At 61.9% G+C, this 24,275-nt stretch carries 19 protein-coding genes and 1 riboswitch; of the genes, 9 read left to right on the top strand and 10 right to left on the bottom strand.

The window, feature by feature from the left end; translation table 11 throughout:
* Positions 1-472: 472 nt before the first annotated feature.
* From CWM53_RS00075 to CWM53_RS00090, 4 genes are all read right to left on the bottom strand, one after another.
* Positions 473-1,663 (bottom strand): cytochrome c biogenesis protein/redoxin, encoded by a 1,191-nt coding sequence (locus CWM53_RS00075; RefSeq protein WP_100729641.1) that lies wholly within the window; start codon positions 1,661-1,663, stop codon positions 473-475.
* A gap of 102 nt (positions 1,664-1,765) precedes the next feature.
* Positions 1,766-3,109 carry a sensor histidine kinase gene (locus CWM53_RS00080; RefSeq protein ID WP_074385769.1) on the bottom strand — a complete coding sequence of 448 codons (1,344 nt, stop codon included), beginning with the start codon at positions 3,107-3,109 and terminating at the stop codon, positions 1,766-1,768.
* Positions 3,106-3,846: a response regulator gene (locus tag CWM53_RS00085; RefSeq protein ID WP_004180014.1), complete on the bottom strand. Its 741-nt coding sequence runs from the start codon at positions 3,844-3,846 to the stop codon at positions 3,106-3,108. Before CWM53_RS00085 ends, CWM53_RS00080 begins: the two co-directional genes overlap by 4 nt.
* 86 nt (positions 3,847-3,932) lie before the next feature.
* Entirely contained in the window at positions 3,933-4,925 is a 993-nt protein-coding gene (locus CWM53_RS00090; RefSeq protein WP_023322671.1) for an alpha/beta fold hydrolase, read from the bottom strand.
* 243 nt (positions 4,926-5,168) lie between these two features.
* On the opposite strand from CWM53_RS00090, the gene CWM53_RS00095 reads away from it, so the two are divergent.
* The 7 genes from CWM53_RS00095 to pqqF all read left to right on the top strand — a co-directional run bounded on the left by CWM53_RS00095 (position 5,169) and on the right by pqqF (position 11,821).
* On the top strand, positions 5,169-6,188 hold the full coding sequence (locus CWM53_RS00095) for a dipeptidase (protein WP_100729640.1): 1,020 nt from the start codon (positions 5,169-5,171) through the stop codon (positions 6,186-6,188).
* 136 nt (positions 6,189-6,324) lie between these two features.
* Positions 6,325-6,396, top strand: a complete 72-nt coding sequence (gene pqqA / locus CWM53_RS00100; RefSeq protein WP_002905689.1) for a pyrroloquinoline quinone precursor peptide PqqA — start codon at positions 6,325-6,327, stop codon at positions 6,394-6,396.
* Between the two features lie 54 nt (positions 6,397-6,450).
* On the top strand, positions 6,451-7,377 hold the full coding sequence (pqqB, locus tag CWM53_RS00105) for a pyrroloquinoline quinone biosynthesis protein PqqB (RefSeq protein WP_100675547.1): 927 nt from the start codon (positions 6,451-6,453) through the stop codon (positions 7,375-7,377).
* Positions 7,371-8,126 carry a pyrroloquinoline-quinone synthase PqqC gene (pqqC, locus tag CWM53_RS00110; protein ID WP_008804780.1) on the top strand — a complete coding sequence of 252 codons (756 nt, stop codon included), beginning with the start codon at positions 7,371-7,373 and terminating at the stop codon, positions 8,124-8,126. Before pqqB ends, pqqC begins: the two co-directional genes overlap by 7 nt.
* Positions 8,127-8,128: 2 nt before the next feature.
* A complete protein-coding gene (gene pqqD / locus CWM53_RS00115; RefSeq protein ID WP_074385765.1) occupies positions 8,129-8,407 on the top strand; it encodes a pyrroloquinoline quinone biosynthesis peptide chaperone PqqD in 279 nt (92 codons plus the stop codon).
* Positions 8,394-9,536, top strand: a complete 1,143-nt coding sequence (pqqE, locus tag CWM53_RS00120) for a pyrroloquinoline quinone biosynthesis protein PqqE (protein WP_100729639.1) — start codon at positions 8,394-8,396, stop codon at positions 9,534-9,536. Before pqqD ends, pqqE begins: the two co-directional genes overlap by 14 nt.
* Complete coding sequence (gene pqqF / locus CWM53_RS31580; RefSeq protein ID WP_100729638.1) at positions 9,536-11,821, top strand: pyrroloquinoline quinone biosynthesis protein PqqF; 2,286 nt, start codon at positions 9,536-9,538, stop codon at positions 11,819-11,821. The genes pqqE and pqqF overlap by 1 nt, the downstream gene beginning before the upstream one ends.
* Here pqqF and CWM53_RS00130 read toward each other — a convergent pair.
* From CWM53_RS00130 to CWM53_RS00140, 3 genes are all read right to left on the bottom strand, one after another.
* Positions 11,805-12,554: a glutamine amidotransferase gene (locus tag CWM53_RS00130; RefSeq protein WP_074385762.1), complete on the bottom strand. Its 750-nt coding sequence runs from the start codon at positions 12,552-12,554 to the stop codon at positions 11,805-11,807. The two genes, pqqF and CWM53_RS00130, sit on opposite strands and share 17 nt — an antisense overlap.
* A 111-nt stretch (positions 12,555-12,665) precedes the next feature.
* The gene (mrdA, locus tag CWM53_RS00135; RefSeq protein ID WP_165784122.1) at positions 12,666-14,576 is read right to left on the bottom strand and encodes a penicillin-binding protein 2; all 1,911 of its coding nucleotides are present in this window, start codon (positions 14,574-14,576) and stop codon (positions 12,666-12,668) included.
* A 221-nt stretch (positions 14,577-14,797) separates the two neighbouring features.
* The gene (locus CWM53_RS00140) at positions 14,798-15,430 is read right to left on the bottom strand and encodes a LysE family translocator (protein WP_100696390.1); all 633 of its coding nucleotides are present in this window, start codon (positions 15,428-15,430) and stop codon (positions 14,798-14,800) included.
* Between the two features lie 17 nt (positions 15,431-15,447).
* Positions 15,448-15,527, bottom strand: a riboswitch (ZMP/ZTP riboswitch).
* 342 nt (positions 15,528-15,869) lie between these two features.
* On the opposite strand from CWM53_RS00140, the gene katG reads away from it, so the two are divergent.
* Entirely contained in the window at positions 15,870-18,047 is a 2,178-nt protein-coding gene (gene katG, locus CWM53_RS00145; protein WP_100675542.1) for a catalase/peroxidase HPI, read from the top strand.
* 35 nt (positions 18,048-18,082) lie between these two features.
* Here katG and zapE read toward each other — a convergent pair whose 3' ends face one another.
* Positions 18,083-19,144 (bottom strand): cell division protein ZapE, encoded by a 1,062-nt coding sequence (gene zapE / locus CWM53_RS00150; protein ID WP_100630527.1) that lies wholly within the window; start codon positions 19,142-19,144, stop codon positions 18,083-18,085.
* A gap of 262 nt (positions 19,145-19,406) precedes the next feature.
* Between zapE and CWM53_RS00155 the strand changes: the two genes are divergently transcribed.
* A complete protein-coding gene (locus tag CWM53_RS00155; RefSeq protein WP_074385757.1) occupies positions 19,407-20,813 on the top strand; it encodes an MFS transporter in 1,407 nt (468 codons plus the stop codon).
* Between the two features lie 21 nt (positions 20,814-20,834).
* On the opposite strand, the gene CWM53_RS00160 is transcribed toward CWM53_RS00155, so the two are convergent.
* Together CWM53_RS00160 and CWM53_RS00165 are read right to left on the bottom strand one after the other, a co-directional pair.
* Entirely contained in the window at positions 20,835-21,716 is an 882-nt protein-coding gene (locus CWM53_RS00160) for a LysR family transcriptional regulator (protein ID WP_061154484.1), read from the bottom strand.
* A 145-nt stretch (positions 21,717-21,861) separates the two neighbouring features.
* The gene (locus CWM53_RS00165) at positions 21,862-24,162 is read right to left on the bottom strand and encodes an FdhF/YdeP family oxidoreductase (protein ID WP_087730987.1); all 2,301 of its coding nucleotides are present in this window, start codon (positions 24,160-24,162) and stop codon (positions 21,862-21,864) included.
* Between the last annotated feature and the right edge of the window lie 113 nt (positions 24,163-24,275).

Here is a 24,275-nt window from a genome sequence, read left to right on the forward strand (position 1 = left end):
CAATGCCCGGTGGCGGCTGCGCCTTACCGGGCCTACATTCTCCCTGCGCGCTCGTGTAGGCCGGGCAAGCGCCGCGCCGCCCGGCATCAGGCATCCAGCGCCTCTCCCGCTTCAATGCCCGGTGGCGACTGCGCCTTACCGGGCCTACATTCTCCCTGCGCGCTCGTGTAGGCCGGGCAAGCACAGCGCCGCCCGGCAACAGGCATCCAGCGCCTCTCCCGCTTCAATGCCCGGTGGCGACTGCGCCTTACCGGGCCTACATTCTCCCTGCGCACTCGTGTAGGCCGGGCAAGCGTAGCGCCGCCCGGCAATGGGCATTCTGCGCCGTTCCCGCTTCAATGCCCGGTGGCGGCTGCGCCTTACCGGGCCTACATTCTCCCTGCGCGCTCGTGTAGGCCGGGCAAGCGCCGCGCCGCCCGGCATCAGGTATAGGGGCTCGAGGGATCCGTCCGCCCGACGTCTACACCGCGGGTCAGGCTTTGCTCTCCTGCAGTAGCTGCTGGATCACCTGCTCCTGGCGGGCATAATCCCCTTCGCCGAAGGCGGTATAACGCAGCTGTCCGCGAGCGTCGAAAATGTAATGCGCCGGCCAGTACTGATTGCCGAAGGCATTCCAGATGGCGTACTCATTATCTGCCACCACCGGGTAGGTTATCCGCCAGTCCTTCACCGACTGGCGCAGCAGAGGCAGCGAACGCTCCCAGGGATATTCCGGGGTATGGACGCCAATCACCACCAGCCCGGCCGCGCGGTATTTGTTCGCCCAGTCGCGTACGTAAGGCAGGGTATGCTGACAGTTGATGCATTCCCGGGTCCAGAAATCCACCAGCACCACTTTGCCCTTCAGACGCTCCGGGGTTAACGCCGGGCTATTGAGCCACGCGCTGCCTCCCGCCAGGGAGGGCATCGCGCTGCTGGGCTGCGGCGCGGCGATGGGCTGGAGGATGGTCTTTTGCTCCGGCTGCGGCAGACGGGCGGCCAGCCGCTGCTCCAGCGCCTGACTCCATCCTCCCGCACTTTGCAGATAGCGACCGCCGCCGCTGGCGATCAGCGCCACCGAGGCCAGCATCGCCACCCCCGCCAGCCGGCGCAGCCGTTCGCCGAACGCCAGCCCGCGACGCAGTCGGGCGATCAATGCTGCACCACACCACCCCAGCAGGAATAACATCAGCGCCCCGCCGCTGCCGTAGGCCAGCAGCAACCCGCCGGTGGTCGCCTGCCCCGGATGCACAAAGCCCAGGCTGAGTATCGCCCCCAATACCGGCCCGGCGCACGGGGCCCACAGCAGGCCCACCGCCAGCCCGGCCAGCAGCGATCCGATCCAGCCGCGCTGGCGTGAGCTGGCGTTGTTAAGCTGATTTCCCAGCGCCACCAGGGGTGAAGTCAGCCGCTGCGCGACGCGCTGCGAAAGCAAGCTCAGCCCGACAAGGGCGAAGAACGCCAGCGCCAGGCCGCGGCCAGCCAGAGTCAAATTCACCACCCAGCCGCTGGCGACCGTCACCAGCCACGAAACCGCGCCGAACATCAGCGCCATTCCAGCCAGCATAATCGCCAGCTGCCCCCGGCGGCCCCGGACGCTGGCGAACAGCAGCGGGATCACCGGCAGTGTACAGGGGCTCAGCAGGGTTAACATCCCGCCCAAAAATGCAATTAATATCGACATCGCCTTCTCCTCATTATGCCGTCGCTACCCAGAGTGGCAGCCACGACATTAGAGCAAGGGCATGTAAGGCGGATGTGTCGGGAAAGCGAGAGAATTGTCGGCTTAGTTATCCGTCTGCGCCGGAGATACAGCAGGATACAATCCCGCCGCGGCAAGGCGAACGCTGGCGTCCAGGCCGCCCTGCGGGCGGTTGGTCAGACGCAGCATGCCGTTCATCTGGCTGACCAGCTGCGCAGCAATCGCCAGCCCCAGACCCGTGCCGCCAGTATCGCGATTGCGCGAGTCCTCCAGGCGATAAAACGGCTGCAACACCGCCTGTAGCGAGGCCTCCGGGATCCCCGGCCCCTCATCCAGCACATGGAGAGTGATATCCCCGGCGGCGTCGCGGGTCAGGGTTACCGTGACCGTCGTACCGAATTTCAGCCCGTTATCGATAAGGTTAGTCATCACCCGGCGCAGAGCCTGCGGTGGGATCCACACCACCCCGGCGGTCTCCTCGGGGCAAAAGCGCACCGGCCGGCCGACATCGGCATAATCGCAGACGATGGTGTCGAGAAAGGCGTCAAGGTTCAGCCGCTGGCGCGCCTCCGCCAGCGGTTGCGAGGTGCGGGCGAAGGCGATGCCCTCCCGCACCAGACGGGTCATATTGTCGAGATCCTGCAGCAGTTTATCGCGCAGTTCCGGCTGGTCGGCCATCTCCACCCGTAGCTTCATTCGGGTGATCGGGGTTTGCAGATCGTGGGAGATGGCGGCGAGGATCCGCGCCCGCTCCTGCAGATGGTCGTGGATGCGCGCCTGCATCGCGTTAAACGCGCGAGCGGCACGGCGGACCTCTTCCGGCCCCTGCTCGGCCATGGTTCCCGCCGTGTCGCTGGCCGGTTCAAGGGCATCCACCGCGCGGGTAAAGCGGGTGATGGGCAGCAACACCTGGCGAACGGCATACCAGGCGCAGGCCAGCAGGAGAACAAACTGAGCAATCAGCACCACCGGCAGCCAGCGGGCGATGGCCGGTAGCTTCGGCCACAGATCGAGAGTCAACGGGGCGCCGTCGTGGAGGGTAATATGGGCCTGAATATGCTGCCGGGGGCCGGGGATCGTCACAATACTGACCGGATACTGCGCGCTCAGCGCCTCCTGCAGGGAGCGGGCCGCGTCCCGGGCACGCCAGCTGTCCGGGTAGTCGCCGCGCTCTCCGGCGCCCAGCAGATAGCGATAGTTGCCGCGCGCCAGCTTCGGCAGCCATTGCGGGCGCTCAGCGGCCGGCAAACGGTCGAGGATCGCCACGCTGGTGGCGACATCGGAGGCCAGGTTGTCCAGCATCACGCTGCGGGCGCTGCTCATGCGCTCATAAAACAGCAGCGACAGGGTTAAAGTATTCGCCAGCAGCAGCGCCAGAAACAGCAGCGCCATCAGCCTCGACTGCAGCGAGGCGGGCCAAAACCTCATTCATGCCTCTCGCGGATGGAGACCGGCACCGACAGCACATAGCCTTCGCTGCGCACCGTTTTAATGTAGGCCGGCTCGCGGGCATCCTCCCGTAGCCGCTGGCGCAGTCGGCTCACCAGCAGGTCAATTGACCGCTCAAACAGTTCCGCGTCGCGTCCCTGGGTCAGATTCAGCAGCTGGTCGCGGTTCAGCACCCGTTGGGGGTGGTCGAGAAACACCCGCAGCAGCCGATACTCCGCCCCGCTGAGGGCGACGATGGCGCCGCTGTCATCCAGCAGGTGGCGGGCGGCAGTGTCGAGCAGCCAGTCGCCAAAGGCGATCAGCCTGCCCGCCTCGGTGATCTGCAGATTGGGCGGCAGCGCCCGGGTACGGCGTAAAATAGCTTTGATGCGCGCCAGCAGTTCGCGGGCCACAAAAGGTTTAATCAGATAATCGTCAGCCCCCATTTCCAGGCCGAGGATCCGGTCGCTGTCATCAGTGCGGGCGGTGAGCATCAGCACCGGGATATCCTGCTGCGGGTTGGCGCGCAGCTGGCGACAGAGCGTTAAGCCGTCCTCGCCCGGCATCATGATATCCAGCACAATCAGGTCAATTTGATGATTTTTGAGCACCGACCACATGGCTTTGCCGTTCGCCGCGCCGCTGGCGCGATATCCCGATTTTTCCAGATAGTCGACAATCAGTTCCCGAATATCGCGGTCGTCATCGACGACCAGGATGTGGTCAATACGCTCCAAAGGGTGCTCCTGCGGCAAAATTAACTCTTCACAAGCATAAGCCGTGTTGCCGGAAGCGCAACGTCGCGCCGCCGGCAAGGTGCGGGTTACAAACGGTCGGCGTCCACCACCGCCTGGACAAAGTCTGCCGGATCCTCCTGCGGCGGATTATGGCCCACCGCCCCCTGCAGATCCCGGTGTTCATATTTCCCGGTAAATTTAGCCCGGTAGCTGGCGGGAGCCGGATGCGGCGCGCCGTTATTCGCCCCTTCAAGGGTGATGGTGGGCACGGTTATCGGCGGTAGCGCCGCCAGCCGTTGTTCATAGCCGGCATACTTCGCTTCCCCCTTCTCCAGCCCCAGGCGCCAGCGGTAGTTGCTGATGGTGATCGCCACGTGGTCCGGGTTATCAAGCGCCCGGGCGGTTCTGGCAAAAGTCGCGTCGCTGAATTTCCACTGCGGCGACGCCTGATGCCAGATAAATTTCGCAAAGTCGTGGGTGTTCTGCCGGTAACCGGCTTCGCCGCGCGGGGTGGCAAAATAGAACTGATACCACCACGACAGCTCCGCCTGCGGCGGCAGCGGTTTTTCGCCAATCTGCTGACTGCTGATCAGATACCCGCTCACCGAGACCAGGGATTTCACCCGCTGCGGCCACAGCGCGGCGACGATATCCGCCGTGCGCGCGCCCCAGTCAAAACCGGCCAGATCCGCCTGCCTGATGTTCAGGGCGTCCATCAGATGGACAATATCGGCCGCCATCGCCGACGGCTGACCGTTACGCGGCGTGCTGGCGGAGAGGAAACGGGTCGTGCCGTAGCCGCGCAGATACGGCACAATGACCCGGTAACCCTTCTGCGCTAAAGCCGGCGCCACCTGAGCATAGCTCTGAATATCGTAGGGCCAGCCGTGCAGCAGGATCACCGGCTGGCCGTCGCGCGGGCCGATATCCACGTAGCCTATATTCAGGTCGCCGGCGCGGATCTGGTGGATCTTGTCGAACGCCCCCGCGTCTTCCGCGGCGCAAACGGCAGCGGACCACAGGGTGGATAACCCCAGCGCCGCGGCGCTGGTATAGCGGATCAGGGATAATCTGTTCATCACTTTCTCACCTTTTATCATCATCAAGAGAGTACGTGACCAGTTAAGCGGAAATTTGTATCTGCCATGTGCCCGACCGGGGCCGTTTTTATCTCTTAATGTCAGCGCTGCGCCGCGGGATACAGTGTGATACAGAGTCGAGGTTGGCAATTGTTGCGGGCATGTGAATTTCTGCTTGCCCCGGGGCATAAATCCGTTACCGTGGCAGGCATTTTTCACCACTTAAGAACGCAGGAACCCGCTATGGCGATTTTTGATGGTCACAATGACCTGCTGCTGAATCTCTGGCTTCACCATCGCGAGGATCCGGTGAGCGCCTTCTTTGCCGGGATAGAAAACGGCCATCTCGACTATCCGCGTATCCGCCAGGGCGGGCTGGCCGGCGGCTTGTTCGCCCTCTTTGTACCGCCGCAGGAGTATATTGCCCGCGTGGCGCCGCAGTACGCCAGCCAGGCGTGGGATCCGCTGGCGATCCTCTGGCAGCAGCTGGCTATCCTCAAGGCGATTTGCGCCCATGCCGCTAGCCGCGCGCGCCTGTGCCTGAGCGCGGCGGATATCGAACGCTGTCGGCAGGATAACGCGCTGGCGATGGTGGCGCACATCGAAGGCGCCGGCGGGTTCGACGCGCAAGGCGAAGATCTGCAGGCCTTTTATCGCGCCGGGGTGCGCAGCATTGGTCCGTTCTGGAACATCGCCAATCGCTTCGGCTGCGGGGTCACCGGCGCCTTTCCCGGCAGTCCGGACAGCGGGCCGGGTCTTACCCGCGAGGGCATTGCGCTCATCGCTCAGGCCAACGCCCTGAAGATGCAGATCGATGTTTCGCACATGAATGAACAGGCCTTTTGGGATACTGCCCGCCACTCCACCGCCCCGCTGGCGGCCACCCACTCCAATGCCCACGCCCTGTGCCCGCAGCCGCGCAATCTGACCGACCGGCAACTGCGGGCGATCCGCGACAGCGGCGGCGTAGTGGGCGTCAATTTCGGCAATGCTTTCCTGCGCGCCGACGGACGGCGTGACAGCGACACGCCCTTAACCACCATTGTCCGGCATATCGACTATCTTATTAACATAATGGGTGAGGATCATGTGGCTCTCGGCTCGGATTTTGACGGCATCACCCTGCCGGACGAGCTGGGCGATGTGGCCGGCTTACCGCGGCTTATCAATGCCTTGCGGAACAATGGCTATGATCAATTGGTGCTGGATAAGCTGTTGTGGAACAACTGGCTGCGGGTATTAAAAAATGTTTGGCAACAATAGGTTATATTGTAAACATAAAGTTAATTCCTTACATATTCCGGGTTGATCTCTCTCCCGGTGAAGCGCAATATGCGGCGGCCGTCACAGATCCACCATTATCCGTGAGGCCTGTTGTCATTTTTAAGAGGAACAAAACATGTGGAAGAAACCTGCTTTTATCGATTTACGTCTCGGTCTGGAAGTGACGCTGTACATTTCTAACCGCTAGTCGCCCCGCCCGCCGTTCGCGCGGGCATCTTCATTCATTACCCGGTCCGTCTTCATGTTAATTAAAGTCCTCGGCTCCGCCGCCGGCGGCGGTTTCCCGCAATGGAACTGCAACTGCGCCAACTGTCAGGGCCTGCGCAACGGCACCATTCAGGCCAGCGCCCGCACCCAGTCGTCGATCATCGTCAGCGATAACGGCAAAGAGTGGGTGCTGTGCAATGCCTCGCCGGATATCAGCCAGCAGATTGCCCATACCCCCGAGTTAAATAAACCCGGCGTGCTGCGCGGGACGTCTATCGGCGGCATTATTCTCACCGACAGCCAGATCGACCACACCACCGGGTTGCTGAGCCTGCGCGAAGGCTGCCCGCACCAGGTATGGTGCACCCCGGAGGTTCATGAGGATCTCTCCACCGGCTTCCCGGTGTTTACCATGCTGCGACACTGGAACGGCGGCCTGGTGCATCATCCCATCGCCCCGCAGCAGCCTTTTACCGTTGACGCCTGTCCTGATTTGCAGTTTACCGCGGTGCCTATCGCCAGCAACGCGCCGCCCTATTCGCCGTATCGCGACCGGCCGCTGCCGGGCCATAACGTGGCGCTGTTTATCGAAAACCGCCGCAACGGGCAGACGCTGTTCTATGCCCCGGGGCTGGGTGAGCCGGATGAAGCCCTCCTGCCGTGGCTGCAAAAAGCGGACTGTCTGCTGATCGATGGCACCGTCTGGCAGGATGACGAGCTGCAGGCCGCCGGCGTCGGGCGCAATACCGGTCGCGATATGGGCCACCTGGCGCTCGGCGATGAGCACGGGATGATGGCCCTGCTGGCCTCCCTGCCGGCAAAACGCAAAATTCTCATTCATATTAATAACACCAACCCGATCCTTAACGAGCAGTCTCCCCAGCGCCAGGCGCTAACGCAACAGGGGATTGAAGTGAGCTGGGACGGGATGGCTATCACCCTTCAGGATACCGCATGCTGATCACCGACACGCTGTCGCCGCAGGCCTTTGAAGAGGCTCTGCGGGCCAAAGGCGCCTTCTACCATATTCACCACCCTTACCATATCGCCATGCATAACGGCGAAGCGACCCGCGAGCAAATTCAGGGCTGGGTGGCGAACCGGTTTTATTACCAGACCACCATTCCGCTGAAAGACGCGGCGATTATGGCCAACTGCCCGGATGCGCAGACCCGGCGCAAATGGGTGCAGCGGATCCTCGACCACGACGGTAGCCACGGCGAAGATGGCGGGATTGAAGCCTGGCTGCGGCTGGGGGAAGCGGTCGGTTTGAGCCGCGACGACCTGCTCAGCGAGCGTCACGTGCTGCCCGGCGTGCGCTTCGCGGTGGATGCCTATCTCAACTTCGCCCGTCGCGCCTGCTGGCAGGAGGCGGCCTGCAGCTCCCTGACCGAGCTGTTCGCCCCGCAGATCCATCAGTCGCGCCTCGACAGCTGGCCACAGCACTATCCGTGGATCAAAGAGGAAGGCTATTTTTACTTCCGCAGTCGTCTGAGCCAGGCCAACCGCGACGTTGAGCATGGTCTGGCGCTGGCGAAGACCTACTGCGACAGCGCTGAAAAACAGAACCGGATGCTGGAGATCCTGCAGTTTAAGCTCGACATCCTGTGGTCGATGCTCGATGCCATGACCATGGCCTACGCTCTGCAGCGCCCGCCCTATCATACGGTCACCGACAAGGCGGCCTGGCACACGACCCGACTGGTGTAATCATGCAAAAAACGTCCATCGTTGCCTTTCGTCGCGGCTACCGCCTGCAGTGGGAAGCCGCCCAGGAGAGCCATGTGATCCTCTATCCGGAGGGAATGGCTAAACTCAATGAGACCGCCGCGGCGATCCTCGAGCTGGTCGATGGCCGGCGCGACGTCGCGGCGATTATCGCCATGCTTAACGAACGTTTCCCGGAAGCCAGCGGCGTCGATGACGACGTCGTCGAGTTCCTGCAGATCGCCTGTCAACAGAAGTGGATCACCTGCCGTGAGCCAGAATAAACCCGCCGTCAATCCGCCGCTGTGGCTGCTGGCGGAGCTGACCTACCGCTGCCCGCTGCAGTGTCCCTACTGTTCCAATCCGCTGGACTTCGCCCGGCAGGAAAAGGAGCTGACCACCGAACAATGGATCGAGGTCTTTCGCCAGGCGCGAGCGATGGGTAGCGTACAGCTGGGCTTTTCCGGCGGCGAGCCGCTGACCCGTAAAGATTTGCCGGAGCTGATCCGCGCCGCGCGCGACCTCGGGTTCTATACCAACCTGATCACCTCGGGAATTGGGCTAACCGAGAGCAAACTCGACGCCTTCAGCGAGGCCGGGCTGGACCATATCCAGATTAGCTTCCAGGCCAGCGATGAGGTGCTCAACGCCGCTCTTGCCGGCAATAAAAAAGCCTTCCAGCAGAAGCTGGCGATGGCCAGAGCGGTAAAAGCGCGCGACTACCCGATGGTGCTGAACTTCGTCCTCCACCGGCACAATATCGACCAGCTCGATAAAATTATCGAGCTGTGCATTGAGCTGGAAGCCGATGACGTCGAGCTCGCCACCTGCCAGTTTTACGGCTGGGCGTTTCTCAATCGCGAGGGGTTACTGCCGACCCGGGAACAGATCGCCCGTGCCGAGCAGGTGGTCGCCGATTACCGGCAGAAAATGGCCGCCAGCGGCAACCTCACCAACCTGCTGTTCGTCACCCCGGACTATTACGAGGAACGCCCGAAAGGCTGTATGGGCGGCTGGGGATCGATTTTCGTTAGCGTCACCCCGGAAGGCACTGCGTTGCCGTGTCACAGCGCGCGCCAGCTGCCGGTGGCGTTCCCGTCGGTGCTGGAGCAGAGTCTGGAATCGATCTGGTATGACTCGTTCGGCTTCAACCGTTATCGCGGGTATGACTGGATGCCGGAGCCGTGCCGCTCCTGTGATGAAAAAGAGAAAGACTTCGGCGGCTGCCGCTGTCAGGCCTTTATGCTGACCGGCAGCGCCGATAACGCCGACCCGGTGTGCAGCAAATCCCCGCATCATCACAAAATCCTCGAGGCCCGGCGTGAAGCGGCCTGCAGCGACATCAAAGTCAGCCAGCTGCAGTTCCGCAACCGTACCCGCTCACAGCTGATCTACAAAACCCGGGAACTGTAATGACGCTGGCGACCCGCACCGTCACCCTGCCGGGCGGCCTGCAGGCCACCCTGGTTCATCAGCCGCAGGCCGATCGCGCGGCGGCCCTGGTGCGAGTTGCCGCCGGCAGTCACCACGAACCGTCGCGCTTCCCCGGTCTGGCGCACCTGCTGGAACACCTGCTGTTTTACGGCGGTGAGCGCTACCGCAATGATGAACGGCTGATGGGCTGGGTGCAGCGCCAGGCAGGGAATGTGAATGCCACCACCCTGGCCCGCCACAGCGCTTTCTTTTTCGAGGTCGCCGCCGAGGGCCTGGCTGACGGCGTCGCGCGCCTGCAGGAGATGCTGCAGGCGCCGCTGCTGCTCAGGGACGATATTCAACGCGAAGTCGCGGTTATCGATGCCGAAAACCGCTTGATCCAACAGCATGAGCCATCGCGACGGGAAGCCGCCGTGCGCCACGCCGCCATCGCGCCCGCGGCGTTTCGCCGCTTTCAGGTGGGCGACGCCGGGTCGCTGGGGGAGGATTTCCTCGCGCTACAGGCGGCCTTACGCGATTTTCACCGCAGCCACTACGTCGCCCGCCGGATGCAACTCTGGCTGCAGGGACCACAGCCGCTGGAGGTGCTCGGCGAACTGGCGGCGCGTTTCGCCGCCGGGCTTGCTGCGGGCGAGGCACCGCCGCCGGCGCCGCCGCTCAGCCTGGGCGAGCCCCCTGAACAGCAGCTGGCCGTCTCCAGCCAGCCCGCGCTGTGGCGCTGTCCGCTGATCGCCTTAAGTGACAATGTCACGTTACTGCGCGAGTTTTTGCTGGATGAAGCCCCAGGCAGTCTGATGGCCGGCCTGCGCCAGCGCGGGCTGGCCGAGGACGTGACGCTGAACTGGTTGTATCAGGATCAGCACTTCGGCTGGCTGGCGCTGATTTTCGCCAGCGACCGGCCGGAACAGGTCGACCGGCAGATAACCCACTGGTTGCAGGCGCTACAGCAGACGACGCCTGAGCAGCAGCAACACTACTATCAGCTGTCCCAGCGCCGTTTTCAGGCGCTGTCGCCCCTCGATCAGCTGCGCCAGCGGGCATTCGGCTTTGCCCCCGGGGCGCCGCCCACCGGGTTCGCCGATTTTTGCGCCGCCCTGCTGGCCGCCCCCGCGGTCAGCCTGGCCTGCCAGACGCTGCCCCCCGGAGCAACGGTAGCCACCCAGGGCTTTAGCCTGCCGCTCAGCCGCTGGTCGCCACGTCCGGTTTCTGACCCGGCGCTGGCGTTCGCTTTTTATCCGCAGGCCGCTGGCGACCTCGAGGCCGAAAGCCCGGCGGAAGCCGCGCCACTGCGTCACCTCCCGTCACCGGAAGAGCCGCCGACGCTCCTGCTGCGACCGCCCTTCTACTGCTCGCCCACGCCGGCTGAGGGGCTGGCGCGCGGGGAACAGCTGCGCCCACTGCTTGCCGCCCTGCGCCATGCCGGGGGACACGGCGAGTGGCATCTGTTCGACGGCAGCTGGCAGCTGATCCTGCAGTTGCCGACGTCCGGCCAACGGCCGGAGGCAATTCTGCAGGCCATTGTGGGGCAGCTCGTGCTCCCGGTCGCCCCGCTGACCCCACCGCCGGAGAGTATTGCGATCCGTCATCTCATGGCTCAGCTCCCCGAACGGCTGGGCACGTCAGCGCACCAGGAAGGTTGGCTGGCGGCCCTGACCGGCGGCAGCGCGGAAGATGCGCAGTGGGTAGCGCGTCAGCTGAGCCGGCTTACCGTCCCGGTTAATCAACCGATGCCCGCTCCGGCCCCCTGCCGCCGCGGTGTCGAGCGGCTGGCTTTCCCCGGGGGCGACACGGCGCTGCTGGTCTTTATTCCGCTGCCGGAAGGCGCTTCGCTGGCGGCCCTGCGGGTGCTGGCGCAGCTCTGCGAGCCGCAGTTTTTCCAGCGCCTGCGGGTGGAGCAGCAGATTGGCTATGTGGTGAGCTGCCGCTATCAGCGCGTTGCCGATCGTGATGGGCTGCTGATGGCGCTCCAGTCCCCGGAACGCCGTCCCGGAGAACTCCTCCGCTGCTGTAAAACCTTTCTGCGCCAGCTGGACCCCATGGATGAGGCGACCTTCAGGTTGTTACAGCAGCGGCTGGCCGCTCAGGCCCGCACCCGGGTAGAGCCGCAGGTGCGCGCCCTGGACGCACTGCGCCAGGAGTATAACTTGCCGGGGGTGACGCCGCAGGCGGCTGACGCGCTGCGCGTTGAAGAAGTGGTCGCCCTGTGGCGTGAGATGACCCGCCGGCGTCGCCGCTGGCGGGTGCTGTTCACGACAGGGAATTAATGGCCGGGGTATCCGGGGTCAGAAAGTCGCTGACGAAGCGCGTGAGGATCGCCGCGGCCTGCGGGCTCTCCTGCACCTCGTCGTGTAACTGTTGCGGGTCGATGCCCTCCGCCTGCAGCACCGCCTCACGGTAGCGGATCAGCGAGCGGGCAATCGGCGCGGTGAATTCCGGGTGAAATTGCGTGGAGACCGCCTGCGGCCCGTAGCGCACAATCTGGTGGGGATCGTGGGAGGACGCGGCCAGCACGGTAGCCCCCTCCGGCAAACGGGTCACGGTTTGCAAATGGCTCAAATGCGCGGGGAATGTCGCTGGCAGGCCGCTCAGCAGCGGGTCATCGACACCCCACGGCGAAAGCGCAATCGTTTTGCTGCCGCTTTCCCGCCCGGCAGGATGGTAAGCCACCTCACCGCCCAGCGCATGGGCCATCAGTTGATGACCATAGCAGACGCCGAACAGCGGCATGCCGATAGCCACCGCCTGACGGATCCAGTCGGCGGTCCGTTCGCTCCATGCCAGGCGGTCAGAAACCATTGCCCACGAACCGGTCAGCACCGCCACGGTCTGGCGATCCGGCGCCGGCAGCGGTTCATCTTCAAACACCCGCACCGCGGTCAGCTGCGCCTGCCACGGCGCCAGCAGCGTACGGAACCAGTGCGGCAGATCGCCATGCTCCTCGCGGATGGCTGCCGGCGGCGTGCCGGTCTGAACCAGCAATAATCGGTTACGTGTCACCCTTCCTCCTCGCTCCGGGTCATGTTCCTGCCATCACTATGCCGCCCGGAAAGCCGCGGGACAAATAACCAATATCTATGAACGATGCGTGTCAGGAATAAGTCCCGTCGCTTACTGGGCATCGGCGCTGTCACGCTGCGGCACGTCAGCCGCCGCGGATGACGCCTGCTGCGGAACAAAGATGTGGTCCAGAATGGCGCGCGCCGTCGGTCCGGCCACTACGCCATCCCCGCCGCCGTTCTCCAGAATCAGCGCCATCGCCACCTTCGGATGCTGATAAGGGGCAAACAGGGTATAGAAAATGTGGTCGCGCAGACGCACCGGGATCATTTTGGCGTTATAGGTCTGGTTTTGCTTCAGACTGAACACCTGCGAGGTACCGGATTTCGCCGCGATCTGGTACGGCGCGGTATGGAACAGCTTGTAGCCGGTGCCATTGGGCAGATTCGCCATTCCATACATGCCGTTGCGCACAATGCCCCAGTACGGCGATGTCGGATCACCCACCTGCGGCAGGTTCGCCGGCTGCTGATAACGTTCCACATGATTGCCCTGCTTCATCGAGTAGAGCAGATGCGGATCCTGCACCTTGCCATTGTTCAGCAGGGTGGTAAGCGCCTTGACCATCTGGATCGGTGTCGCGATCCAGTACCCCTGGCCGATGCCGACCGAGATGGTATCCCCCTGGTACCAGGGCTTTTTATGCACCCGCTGTTTCCACGCCCGGCTGGGCAGTACCCCGGCATACTCCTCATTAAGGTCGATGCCGGTGGACTGGCCGTAGCCGAACTTGCTCAGCCACTCATGGATCCGGTCAATACCCATCTCGAAGGCGACCTGGTAGAAAAAGGTATCAGCCGACTCTTCGATGGCTTTGGTCACGTTGAGCATCCCGTGGCCGGTCTTCAGCCAGTCGCGGTAGCGGCGTTCCGTGCCCGGCAGCGTCCACGTCGGTGCGCCGAAGAAGGTGGTGTTCGGGGTGATCACCCCTGCGGACAGCGCCGACAGCGCCATATAGGGCTTCACCGTCGAGGCCGGCGGGTAAAGACCCTGAGTGACACGGTTGATCAGCGGCCGGTCCGGATTATCGAGCAGCGATTTATAGGCCTGATAGCCGATGCCTTTGACGAACGGATTAGGATCGTAGCTGGGGCTGGAAACCATCGCCAGCACGCCGCCATCCCGGGGATCGACCACCACCACCGCCGCGCGCTGCCCCTTCAGCACCGACTCAATATACTGCTGCAGGTGCAGGTCGAGGGTCAGGTAGAGGTTTTTCCCGGCCACCGGCGGTACCTCTTTCAGCAGACGCACCACCCGGCCGTGGTTATCCACCTCCACTTCCTGATAGCCAGTGGTGCCGTGGAGCGCTTTTTCGTAATAGCCCTCGATCCCCTGCTTGCCGATATTGTGGTCGGCAGCATAGTTCTCCTCTTCACCGTCTTTCGCCAGCCGCTGCAGGTCGTTGTCGTTAATTTTCGACACATAGCCCACCACGTGCGCCAGCTCGGCGCCGTACGGGTATTCGCGCTGCTGATAGCTCTCCACCGTCACGCCGGGGAAACGGAATTCGTTAACCGCGAAGCGCGCCACCTCCACGTCGCTGAGGTCGGACTTCAGCGTCACCGCTTTATAGCGGCTGTTGTGGTGCATATCGTCGCGGAAGCTGGCGATGTCATCCGGCGTCAGGTCGACGATCGGGGTCAGGGTTTGCAGCAGCGCGGCCATATCGGGAATTTTGCTCGGGATCACCTGCAGGCGATACAGGGTAATGTTCTGCACCAGCGGAATGCCGTTGCGATCGAATATCAGCCCGCGGCTGGGGGCGATGGGCAGCATCTTAATGTCGTTCTGGTTCGATCGGGTCTGGTAGAAATCATGCTGCTCCACCTGCAGATGGTAGAGGTTGACGATCAGCACGCCAAAGCAGACCACCACCAGCAGAAAAGCAATTGCGGCCCGGCGGATAAACAGCATCTCTTCCGCGGAGTGGTCGCGAATTTCATCTCTCAAAAGGGGCATTAGCGGTACATCACCTGAATCACAAGAAAAACCAACAGCGTAACGGCCGGGAAGCATAGCCTTATCGCGGCGCCAGCCCTACTGAAAGGTTGCTAATGATCTGGCAGAAATGTTTCAGCATGTTAGAGCGTGGGAAGCCTTTCTGTGTGGAAGAAAGGCTTCAGGGTGCGAGGGTAGCCAGCAACCGGTATTGCTGGCATCTGTTTACACGGTCAACCCGCTTATTTTCTGGCCTCAAAAGCGATCTTTACCGCCATCCCGGCCAGTACCGTCGCCATCAGCCAGCGTTGAAATTGTTGCCAGCCCGGCCGCCGCCCAAGAAATAGCGCCACCTGCCCGGCCAGCAAGATAATCATGCCGTTCACCGCTACGCTGATGATCGCCTGGGTACAGCCTAATATTAACGACTGACTGAGCACGCTGCCGAGTCCGGGGGTGATAAACTGCGGCAGCAGGGACAAATACATGATGGCAACTTTGGGGTTCGCCAGGCTGGTGATAAATCCCATCAGAAACAGCTTACGCCCACTGTCCGCGGGTAAATCGCGCACCGCGAATATCGGCCGCCCTCCCGGTTTAATCGCCTGCCACGCCAGATAGAGCAAATAAGCGACCCCGCATAAACGCAAGGCATCGTAGGCGTAAGGGACAGCGAAAACCAACGCGGTGATGCCGAACGCGGCACACAACATATAGAAAAAAAAACCCACAGCCACACCGGCAAGGGAGATAAAGCCAGCGCGTTTTCCCTGGCAAATCGAACGCGAAGTGAGATACATCATATTGGGGCCTGGGGTTAACACCAACCCCAGCGCCACCGCGGCAAAGGCCATTAATGAAGCGAATTCAGGCATAACTTATCTCCAGATATCGGTAATGCCCAGGCGCGCGGCGACGGCGACCATGCTCCCCAACAGTATTCTGTCTTTAGCGCCAGTCACATGGTGCCTAAGTATTAGCTTATTCTGTGTCAGGCAACAACCCCTGCACCGGACATTCGCAACGGTTGCTCAACAGACAACCCTCATCTTTTTCTCGCAGTAAAATTGTCATATCTCAAACAATTAGCATTCCGATTGCCAGAATGCTGCAGATCGTTTCCTTTGCCGTCTCGTTACGTCTATGGTTAATGGTGAGGTTTATTTTACACCCTGGATCCGCCAGGTCCCATGAGAGGGTATTTCGCCCTTCGTTGAACGGAATTAGCTATTAAATCCGTAGACTCATTCAAATATCGCTTATTGGTAGCAGTGTATATCGTAATGGCATTCACAAAAGCAAACGGAGCCTGATATGAGCACGTCTAACGACCCATCCAACAACGCATCCGCCGGGAAGTGCCCTTTCCACGCCGAGACGCCAAAACAGAGCGCCGGCAGCGGCACCGGCAACCGCGACTGGTGGCCTAACCAGCTGCGTGTCGATCTGCTGAACCAGCACTCCAGTCGTTCCAACCCGTTGGGTGAGGATTTTAACTACAGGGAAGAGTTTAAAAAGCTCGACTACTCCGCGCTGAAAGCTGACCTCAGAGCGTTGCTGACCGACTCGCAAGAGTGGTGGCCGGCAGACTGGGGTAGCTATATTGGCTTGTTTATTCGCATGGCCTGGCACGGCGCCGGCACCTACCGCACCGTTGACGGTCGCGGCGGCGCGGGCCGTGGGCAGCAGCGCTTTGCACCGCTGAACTCCTGGCCTGACAACGTCAGCCTCGATAAAGCCCGTCGCCTGCTGTGGCCGGTAAAACAGAAATATGGCCAGAAAATCTCCTGGGCCGATCTTTACATGCTGGCGGGTAACGTCGCTCTGGAAAACGCCGGCTTCCGCACCTTTGGCTTTGGCGCCGGTCGTGAAGATGTCTGGGAACCGGATCTGGACGTCGACTGGGGCGATGAGAAAGAGTGGCTGGCCCACCGTCACCCGGAAAGCCTGGCGAAACAGGCCATCGGCGCCACCGAAATGGGGCTGATCTACGTTAACCCGGAGGGACCGAACGCCAGCGGCGAGCCGCTGTCCGCCGCGGCTGCCATTCGCGCCACCTTCGGCAATATGGCGATGGACGATGAAGAGATTGTCGCCCTGATCGCCGGCGGCCATACGCTGGGCAAAACCCACGGCGCAGCTGAAACCAGCCACGTCGGCGCCGAGCCAGAAGCCGCCCCGCTGGAAGCGCAGGGTCTGGGCTGGCACTCCAGCTACGGCAGCGGCGCAGGTGCGGATGCCATCACCTCCGGTCTGGAAGTGGTCTGGACGCAGACGCCCACCCAGTGGAGCAACTACTTCTTCGAGAACTTGTTTAAATACGAATGGGTGCAAACCCGCAGCCCGGCTGGCGCTATCCAGTTCGAAGCCAAAGACGCGCCGGAAATTATCCCAGATCCGTTTAATCCGGGGAAAAAGCGCAAACCGACCATGCTGGTCACCGACCTGACCCTGCGCTTCGACCCGGAGTTTGAGAAGATCTCCCGCCGCTTCCTCAACGATCCGCAGGCCTTTAACGAGGCGTTTGCCCGGGCGTGGTTCAAGCTGACCCACCGTGATATGGGGCCAAAATCCCGTTACCTCGGTCCGGAAGTGCCGAAAGAAGATCTGATTTGGCAGGATCCACTGCCGGCAGCGACCCACCAGCCGAGCGCTGAGGATATCGCCAGCCTGAAAACCGCCATCGCCGGCGCCGGCCTGTCGGTCAGTGAGCTGGTCTCGGTCGCCTGGGCGTCCGCCTCCACCTTCCGCGGTGGCGATAAGCGCGGCGGCGCCAACGGTGCACGACTGGCCCTCGCCCCGCAGAAAGACTGGCCGGTCAATGCTATCGCCAGCCGGGTGCTGCCGACTCTGCAGGCGATTCAGCGCGCCTCCGGCAAAGCGTCGTTAGCCGATATCATCGTGCTGGCTGGCGTGGTCGGCGTTGAGCAAGCTGCTGCCGCGGCAGGCGTTAGCGTTAACGTGCCGTTTACCCCAGGCCGTGTCGACGCCCTGCCTGAGCAAACCGACATCGAGTCGTTTGACCTGCTGCAGCCGCTGGCGGATGGCTTCCGCAACTATCGCCGTATCGAAGGCGGTGTATCGACAGAAACCCTGCTGATCGATAAAGCCCAGCAGTTGACGCTAACCGCCCCGGAAATGACCGTGCTGGTCGGTGGCTTGCGTGTACTGGGCGCGAACTACGACGGCAGCAAACACGGGGTATTTACCGACCGCGTCGGCGTGCTCAGCAATGACTTCTTCGTCAACCTGCTGGATATGGCCACCGTCTGGAAAGCGGCCGATGACCACGCGGAGCTGTTTACCGGTAGCGACCGTAAAACCGGTGAAGCGAAGTACAGCGCCACCCGCGTGGATCTGGTGTTTGGCTCCAACTCTGTACTGCGCGCGCTGGCGGAAGTGTATGCCTGCGCCGACGGGCAGCAGAAGGTCGTCCATGACTTCGTCGCCGCCTGGACCAAGGTGATGAACCTCGACCGTTTCGATCTGTAATCCCCCCGCCCCGGTATCCCGCCGGGGCGTTTTTCTCACACCGCCCGCGGCAACTGTTGCAGGCGACTCCGCGTGCGCTGAATATCCTCCAGCTCCACCCCGGCCACCAGCGTCTCCAGATCACAGCAGGTCACCAACAGCAAGCGGATCTGCTTTTCATACAGCACATCAATCACGTTAATAAAGCGCTGCTGGGCCGCCGGCCCCACCGTAGCCAGCGGCGGCACCTCGTCCAGTAACCAGACGGTATAGCTTTCGCTGAGTGACAGGTAGTCCATCACCGCCGTGGCGGCCTGACAGAGCTGGGCAAAGGTGAAGTGGAGCAGAGTGGGTGACGCCGCGGCCGCCAGCAGGGTGCGATAACCTACCGCCAGCGAAACCGGTTCGGCAGGCAGCGACGGCAGATCGTACAGCTGACGCTGTTGTGCATTCGGATTAACCCACATCCGCCCGCTGCAGAAGGCATTATCGACGCTCAGATGACGCTGGCGATAATCCTCCTCACCGTTCAGCGCGACGACCGCCAGGTGGGCGCGGATCAGCGCGATCGACGGTAAAAAGCGATCGTGATATAGCGGATTGGGCAGCAGCATCTCCGGTGGATAGTTTGACGTCGCCAACAGCACAATGCCGCGCTGAAAGAGATGCTCCAGTAAGACCTTGATCAGCATCGCGTCGGCGGGGTCGTGAAGATGAAATTCGTCGAAGCACAGCAGGCGACAGCCAGAGGTCATCTGCCTCATCACCGCCTGCAGGTCGGGCGCCCCGGGGGCATTCAGCCGCTGATGTAGCTCGCGGAAGAAGTGATGAAAATGGACCCGACGCCGGGCGGCGAGCGGCAGGCTGGCAAAAAAGTGGTCGAGGATAAAACTTTTCCCCCGCCCGGTCCGTCCCCAGACATACAACCCCTGCGGCGTACCCGCCGCGGACAACAGCTGCTGGCCCAGTGCATCCAGGCGAGCGATCAGCGACAGCTGATCGTCATCAAGCGTCAGACGCGCCCGCGCCGCCTGCTCGGCCATCACACGGGTAAAGCGAAACTCAGTCGTCGTCTCTGTCTGCTCAGCATTCGACGCCATACGTCCATTGTTTAACATTCTTTTAACCTCCTGCGAGGAGGCCATTCTAGCCGCTTTCCCGCGGGTTGGCGAATCGCACAACGGGAAATACCGTCCGCGGTGATTTACTTCAATTCTTCGCCTGGCATGCGGCGAAAACCAGCATGAATCGCATTATTCACGTTGTACCGCGCGATCTTGCGCTAAAGATTGCGGCTAACGCGTAGGATTAAAAATTTAAAACTATTAACAATCAATTAACATTAGCAGGCAAACCATTCATCCTGAGGAATACAACACCATGTCTACCACCCAGGTTCTCGGCGGCGCGCCTTATGCCTCGCCAGGACAACCGCACGCCAGCTTAACCGGGCGCATTGATGCGCTGCCCGCCTCCGTCGGGTTATGGTCGTTTATCACCCTGCTCTCCCTCGGTGGCTTCTTCGAGCTCTACGACCTTTTCCAGACCGGGTATATCAGCGCAGGGCTGCTGGCCGACGGGATTTTCCACACCGGGCAGGCGGGGATATTCGGGATTGCCGATCAGGCGGCCTTTGCTTCCGCCACCTTTATGGGGCTGTTTATTGGCGCCAGTCTGTTAGCGCCGCTGGCGGACAGGCTGGGGCGCCGTCTGACGTTTATGGTGGCGCTCGCCTGGTACGGCCTCTTTTCGCTGCTGATGGCGACGCAGAGCAGCGCGGAAGGGGTGATCTTTTTCCGCTTTCTGGTGGGGATCGGCCTTGGCATTGAGCTGGTGACCATTGACACCTACCTCAGCGAATGGATGCCAACCCATCTGCGCAATAAAGCTTTTGCTTTCGCTTTCTTCATCCAGTTCCTGTCGGTTCCGGCGGTGGCGCTGATGTCCTGGATGCTGGTGCCGACCACCCTCTTCGGCCTCAGCGGCTGGCGCTGGGTGATCATCTTTGGCGCGCTGTTCTCGCTGGCGATCTGGTTTATCCGCAAAAAGCTGCCGGAGTCAGCGCGCTGGCTGGAAAGCAAAGGGCGGCATGATGACGCGCATGCGGTGATGAGTGAGATGGAAGCCCGCTGTGGTCTGACGCCGTCGCCGAAGCATGCGCATGCGGCACAGAGCGTCGTCAAACGCGGCACCTTCCGCGAGATCTGGGCGCCGCAGTATCGGCAGCGCACCCTGATGCTGATGGTGATGAACTTCTTCCAGGCGATCGGCTTCTTCGGCTTCGGCAACTGGCTGCCGGCGCTGCTCTCCGGTCAGGGAGCCAGCATCACCCACAGTCTGCTGTACGCCTTCTTTATCACCCTCGCCTATCCGCTGGGCTGCCTGTTCTGCACCCGCTTCGTGCATCGTTTTGAGAACAAGTGGCAGATTGTCCTCTCCGCGCTGATGACCGTCATCTTCGGGACCCTGTTCGCCCTGCAAAACAGCCCGATCCTGCTGGTGATCTGCGGGTTTATGATCACCTGGTCCAACGCCTGGCTGACCATCAGCTACCACGCCTACCAGGCCGAGGTCTTCCCGACCCATATTCGCGCCCGCGCCGTCGGCTTCTGCTACTCGTTCAGCCGACTCTCCACCGCAGTCACCAGCATCCTGATCGGCATTATTCTGCAATACGCCGGCACGCCGGGGGTGATTAGCTTTATCGTCGTCAGTATGCTGATGGTGATGCTGTCGGTAGGGATCTTCGGCCCCAAAACGCGGGGTATTCGTCTGGAGAATATTTGACGGCTGTCGCAGGGGCTGGCCTCAGCCAAAAATCCCCTGCGCCTCGGCGAAGCATTTTTCCGCCAGGGTTGATACCGGCTCCTGCTGGCGCATAATCAGCGCCAGCTGTGAATCGACCTGGGTTTCGGCGATCGGCAGAATGTCAAGATTATCGCTGAGCGCTTCGAGGCCGTTGTTAAGCGGCATGATGGCGCAGCAGATCCCCGCCTGCACCGCCTGGATTATCTGAAACGTCGAATCGCTTTCAAAGACATATTTCGGCGTTAACCCTTTGGCCTTAAAGCTGATTTCTATGGATTCACGGTAGTGCATCCCCTTGGTCAGAAAGCCGAGGGGCAACGTCGACAGCGCCTCCCACCCCGGCGTCCCACCGCTGAAGTCGAAATGGCGTTTATCATGCAGGAGCCCCATCCGGGTTTGCGGCAACCGGGCGACCTTAAACAGGCGCTGGTCCAGATGCTGCAGATAGCAAATGCCCAGATCCAACTGGTTACGGCTGACGCCATCGATAATCTGCTCCGAGGTCATCGACAACAGGCTGAACTGCAGCGCCGGGTATTTCTCCGCCAGGGGTTTAATCAACTGCATCGGATTGAGGCTCGCCAGCGGCACCATACCGACCCGCAGCTGACCGACCATCTGCCCGCGGCAGATCGCCGCCTCAGCCGCCAGACCATCATGGGCGGCCAGCACCGCCCGCGCCCAGGCCAGGATCCGCTCACCTTCAGGGGTAAAACCCTCAAAGCGCTGGCCGCGCTGAATGAGCGTCAGGTTCAGCTCCTCCTCCAGATTACGAATGCGCATGGAGAGGGTCGGCTGAGTAATATGGCAGGCCGCCGCCGCCTGGCCAAAATGGCGCGTCTGATCGAGCGCGATCAAATACTTGAGTTGCTTAATATCCATTCTCTTTCCCGTTTGAACCCCGCCGTTCACCCCCGGGGCCGCGCACAGGTTACCAGAATGTTAGTTTCACTAGCGATAAATTCAAGCGAGGATATACAAGGCGCGGGGGCGCAGGACGGCGAGATGCCGCCCTGCACACTACCTTTTAGCGCACGCCGGCCAGCGGGCGGATCTCTTTCGAGCGCAGCGTCAGGCGAACGGGAACCGACTTATACGAAGGGGTGCCGCTCTCTTCATCCAGATAGTTCAGCGGCACCAGCACGTTGGCTTCCGGATAATAGGCCCCGACGGTGCCGGGCGCGATGCCGTAGGCTACTACCGTGATATCTTCCAGCGTCAGCTCGCTGTCTGGCAGCGCGGTATGAATATCTACCCGATCGCCATGTTCCAGCCCCTGGGCAGCCATGTCCTGTTCATTCATAAACAGCACATCGCGGCGGCCAAAAACGCCGCGGTAGCGGTCATCCATCGCGTAGATGGTGGTGTTGTACTGATCGTGACTGCGCAGCGTCACCAGGCGCATCACGTCCTCGCCCTCCACCACCACGTTCTCATGCACCCCTTTGAAGACCGAGAACATGGCTTTACCGGTGGCCGTTGGCCAGATGCGCTCGGTCGGCGGTAGCGGCATGCGAAAGCCCCCGGGATGACGAATACGCTGGTTATACTCCTCGAACCCCGGAATGGTCTGTTCGATCAGATCGCGAATGCGGTCGTAATCTTCCACCAGATACAGCCAGTCCACTTTGCTGGCCGGCAGAGTGGCCTTCGCCAGACCGGCGACAATCGCCGGCTCCGAGCGCAGCGTCGGCGAGGCGGGCTTAAGCTTGCCTGACGACGCATGCACCATCGACATCGAATCCTCAACAGTGATCGACTGCCGGCCGCTGGCCTGCAGGTCAAGCTCGGTGCGGCCCAGACACGGCAGAATAAAGGTCTCTTTCGCCGTCAGCAGGTGCGAGCGGTTGAGCTTGGTGCCGACGTGAACGCTAAGCTCAAGGCCGCGCATCGCCGGGAAGGCGCGTTCGTGGTCAGGCATCGCCACGGCAAAGTTGCCCCCGAGGCAGATCAGCGCTTTGGCGTCACCGGCGATCATGGCCTCCAGGGCCTTTACCGCATCGTGGCCATGATGCCGCGGCGGCGTAATCCCCATTACCCGTTGCAGGCTGTCGAGGAAGGCCGCGGAGGGTTTTTCACTGATCCCAACGGTGCGGTTTCCCTGCACGTTTGAGTGGCCGCGCAGCGGACAGATGCCCGCTCCCGGCTTGCCGATGTTGCCGCGCATCAGCAGCAGGTCGGCAATCAGACGGACGTTGGAGGTGCCTTTGTTATGCTGGGTGATACCCATGCCGTAGGTGACGATGGTGGCCCTGGATTTGGCGTAAGCCACGGCGACCTGGGTCAGGGATCCACGCGTCAGGCCGGACTCCTGTTCGATATCCTGCCAGCGGGTGGCGTGCAGATCCTCGGCGAAGGCGGAGAATCCCTGGGTATGCTGGGCAATAAACGCGTGGTCGAGCACATTGCCCTGCTCCTCCTCCAGCTGCAGCAGCGCTTTGGCGATCCCTTTCAGCGCCGCCGCGTCGCCGCCGGCCCGCACCTGGTAGTAGGTCGAGGCGATCGGCGTCGAGCGCCGGGTCGCCATCTCCATCACGTTCTGCGGGTCGGCAAAACGCTCCAGCGCCCGCTCACGCAGCGGGTTAAAAACGATAATCGGCACGCCGCGGCGGGATAGCTCATGCAGGGTGCCCATCATCCGCGGGTGGTTGGTGCCCGGATTATGGCCGATGGAAATCACCAGTTCGGTCTGGTCAAAATCGTCGAGGGAGACGGTGCCTTTGCCAATACCGATCGACTGCGGCAGGCCCACGCTGGTGGATTCGTGGCACATGTTGGAACAGTCGGGGAAGTTGTTGGTGCCATACTCGCGGGCATACAGCTGGAACAGCCACGCCGCCTCATTGGACGCCCGGCCAGAGGTATAGAACTCGACCTCATCAGGCTGCAGGCCGCGAAGGATCTCGCCGATGCGGGCGAAGGCCTGCTCCCACGCCACCGGACGCAGGGTATCGCTGGCGCGGTCGTAGACTAAAGGATGGGTTAAGCGGCCGTAGCCCTCCAGTTCGAAATCGCTCTTCGCCAGCAGGGAGGTCACGGTGTTGGCCGCGAGGAACGCGGGCGTCACCCGTTTGGTGGTCGCTTCCCAGGTCACGGCTTTGGCGCCATTTTCGCAAAACTGAAAAGTGGATTTATGCTCTTTATCCGGCCAGGCGCAGCCCGGGCAGTCAAACCCATCCGGCTGGTTAGTTCGCAGCAGCGTGGCGGGCGCCTCGAAGGCATCCATCTGGGTGCGCACAGCGATGGCCGTGGCCTTCAGCGCGCCCCACCCGCCTGCCGGGCCATCATAGGGGTGAACACCGGGCACCGCGCGTCTTTTGTTGGTCATCTTTTAACTCCTGCTGCTCTGTTCTGGCCGCCGCAGCCCGAAAAAAGGCGTACGACGGCCCCGGGCGACGTGGCGTGATATGCGCGGCGTCACCTGATTAGGATGCGGTTTCT

This window comes from Klebsiella sp. A-Nf5 (assembly GCF_002810545.1).
Taxonomy (GTDB): Bacteria; Pseudomonadota; Gammaproteobacteria; order Enterobacterales; family Enterobacteriaceae; genus Klebsiella; species Klebsiella variicola.

Excerpts from the sequence above, each read along its gene's own strand:
- CWM53_RS00075 (WP_100729641.1), bottom strand. The coding sequence starts at position 1,663 with ATGTCGATATTAATTGCATTTTTGGGCGGGATGTTAACCCTGCTGAGC.
- CWM53_RS00080 (WP_074385769.1), bottom strand. The coding sequence starts at position 3,109 with ATGAGGTTTTGGCCCGCCTCGCTGCAGTCGAGGCTGATGGCGCTGCTG.
- CWM53_RS00090 (WP_023322671.1), bottom strand. The coding sequence starts at position 4,925 with ATGAACAGATTATCCCTGATCCGCTATACCAGCGCCGCGGCGCTGGGG.
- CWM53_RS00095 (WP_100729640.1), top strand. The coding sequence starts at position 5,169 with ATGGCGATTTTTGATGGTCACAATGACCTGCTGCTGAATCTCTGGCTT.
- pqqB (WP_100675547.1), top strand. The coding sequence starts at position 6,451 with ATGTTAATTAAAGTCCTCGGCTCCGCCGCCGGCGGCGGTTTCCCGCAA.
- pqqC (WP_008804780.1), top strand. The coding sequence starts at position 7,371 with ATGCTGATCACCGACACGCTGTCGCCGCAGGCCTTTGAAGAGGCTCTG.
- pqqD (WP_074385765.1), top strand. The coding sequence starts at position 8,129 with ATGCAAAAAACGTCCATCGTTGCCTTTCGTCGCGGCTACCGCCTGCAG.
- pqqF (WP_100729638.1), top strand. The coding sequence starts at position 9,536 with ATGACGCTGGCGACCCGCACCGTCACCCTGCCGGGCGGCCTGCAGGCC.
- mrdA (WP_165784122.1), bottom strand. The coding sequence starts at position 14,576 with ATGCCCCTTTTGAGAGATGAAATTCGCGACCACTCCGCGGAAGAGATG.
- CWM53_RS00140 (WP_100696390.1), bottom strand. The coding sequence starts at position 15,430 with ATGCCTGAATTCGCTTCATTAATGGCCTTTGCCGCGGTGGCGCTGGGG.
- katG (WP_100675542.1), top strand. The coding sequence starts at position 15,870 with ATGAGCACGTCTAACGACCCATCCAACAACGCATCCGCCGGGAAGTGC.
- zapE (WP_100630527.1), bottom strand. The coding sequence starts at position 19,144 with ATGTTAAACAATGGACGTATGGCGTCGAATGCTGAGCAGACAGAGACG.
- CWM53_RS00155 (WP_074385757.1), top strand. The coding sequence starts at position 19,407 with ATGTCTACCACCCAGGTTCTCGGCGGCGCGCCTTATGCCTCGCCAGGA.
- CWM53_RS00160 (WP_061154484.1), bottom strand. The coding sequence starts at position 21,716 with ATGGATATTAAGCAACTCAAGTATTTGATCGCGCTCGATCAGACGCGC.
- CWM53_RS00165 (WP_087730987.1), bottom strand. The coding sequence starts at position 24,162 with ATGACCAACAAAAGACGCGCGGTGCCCGGTGTTCACCCCTATGATGGC.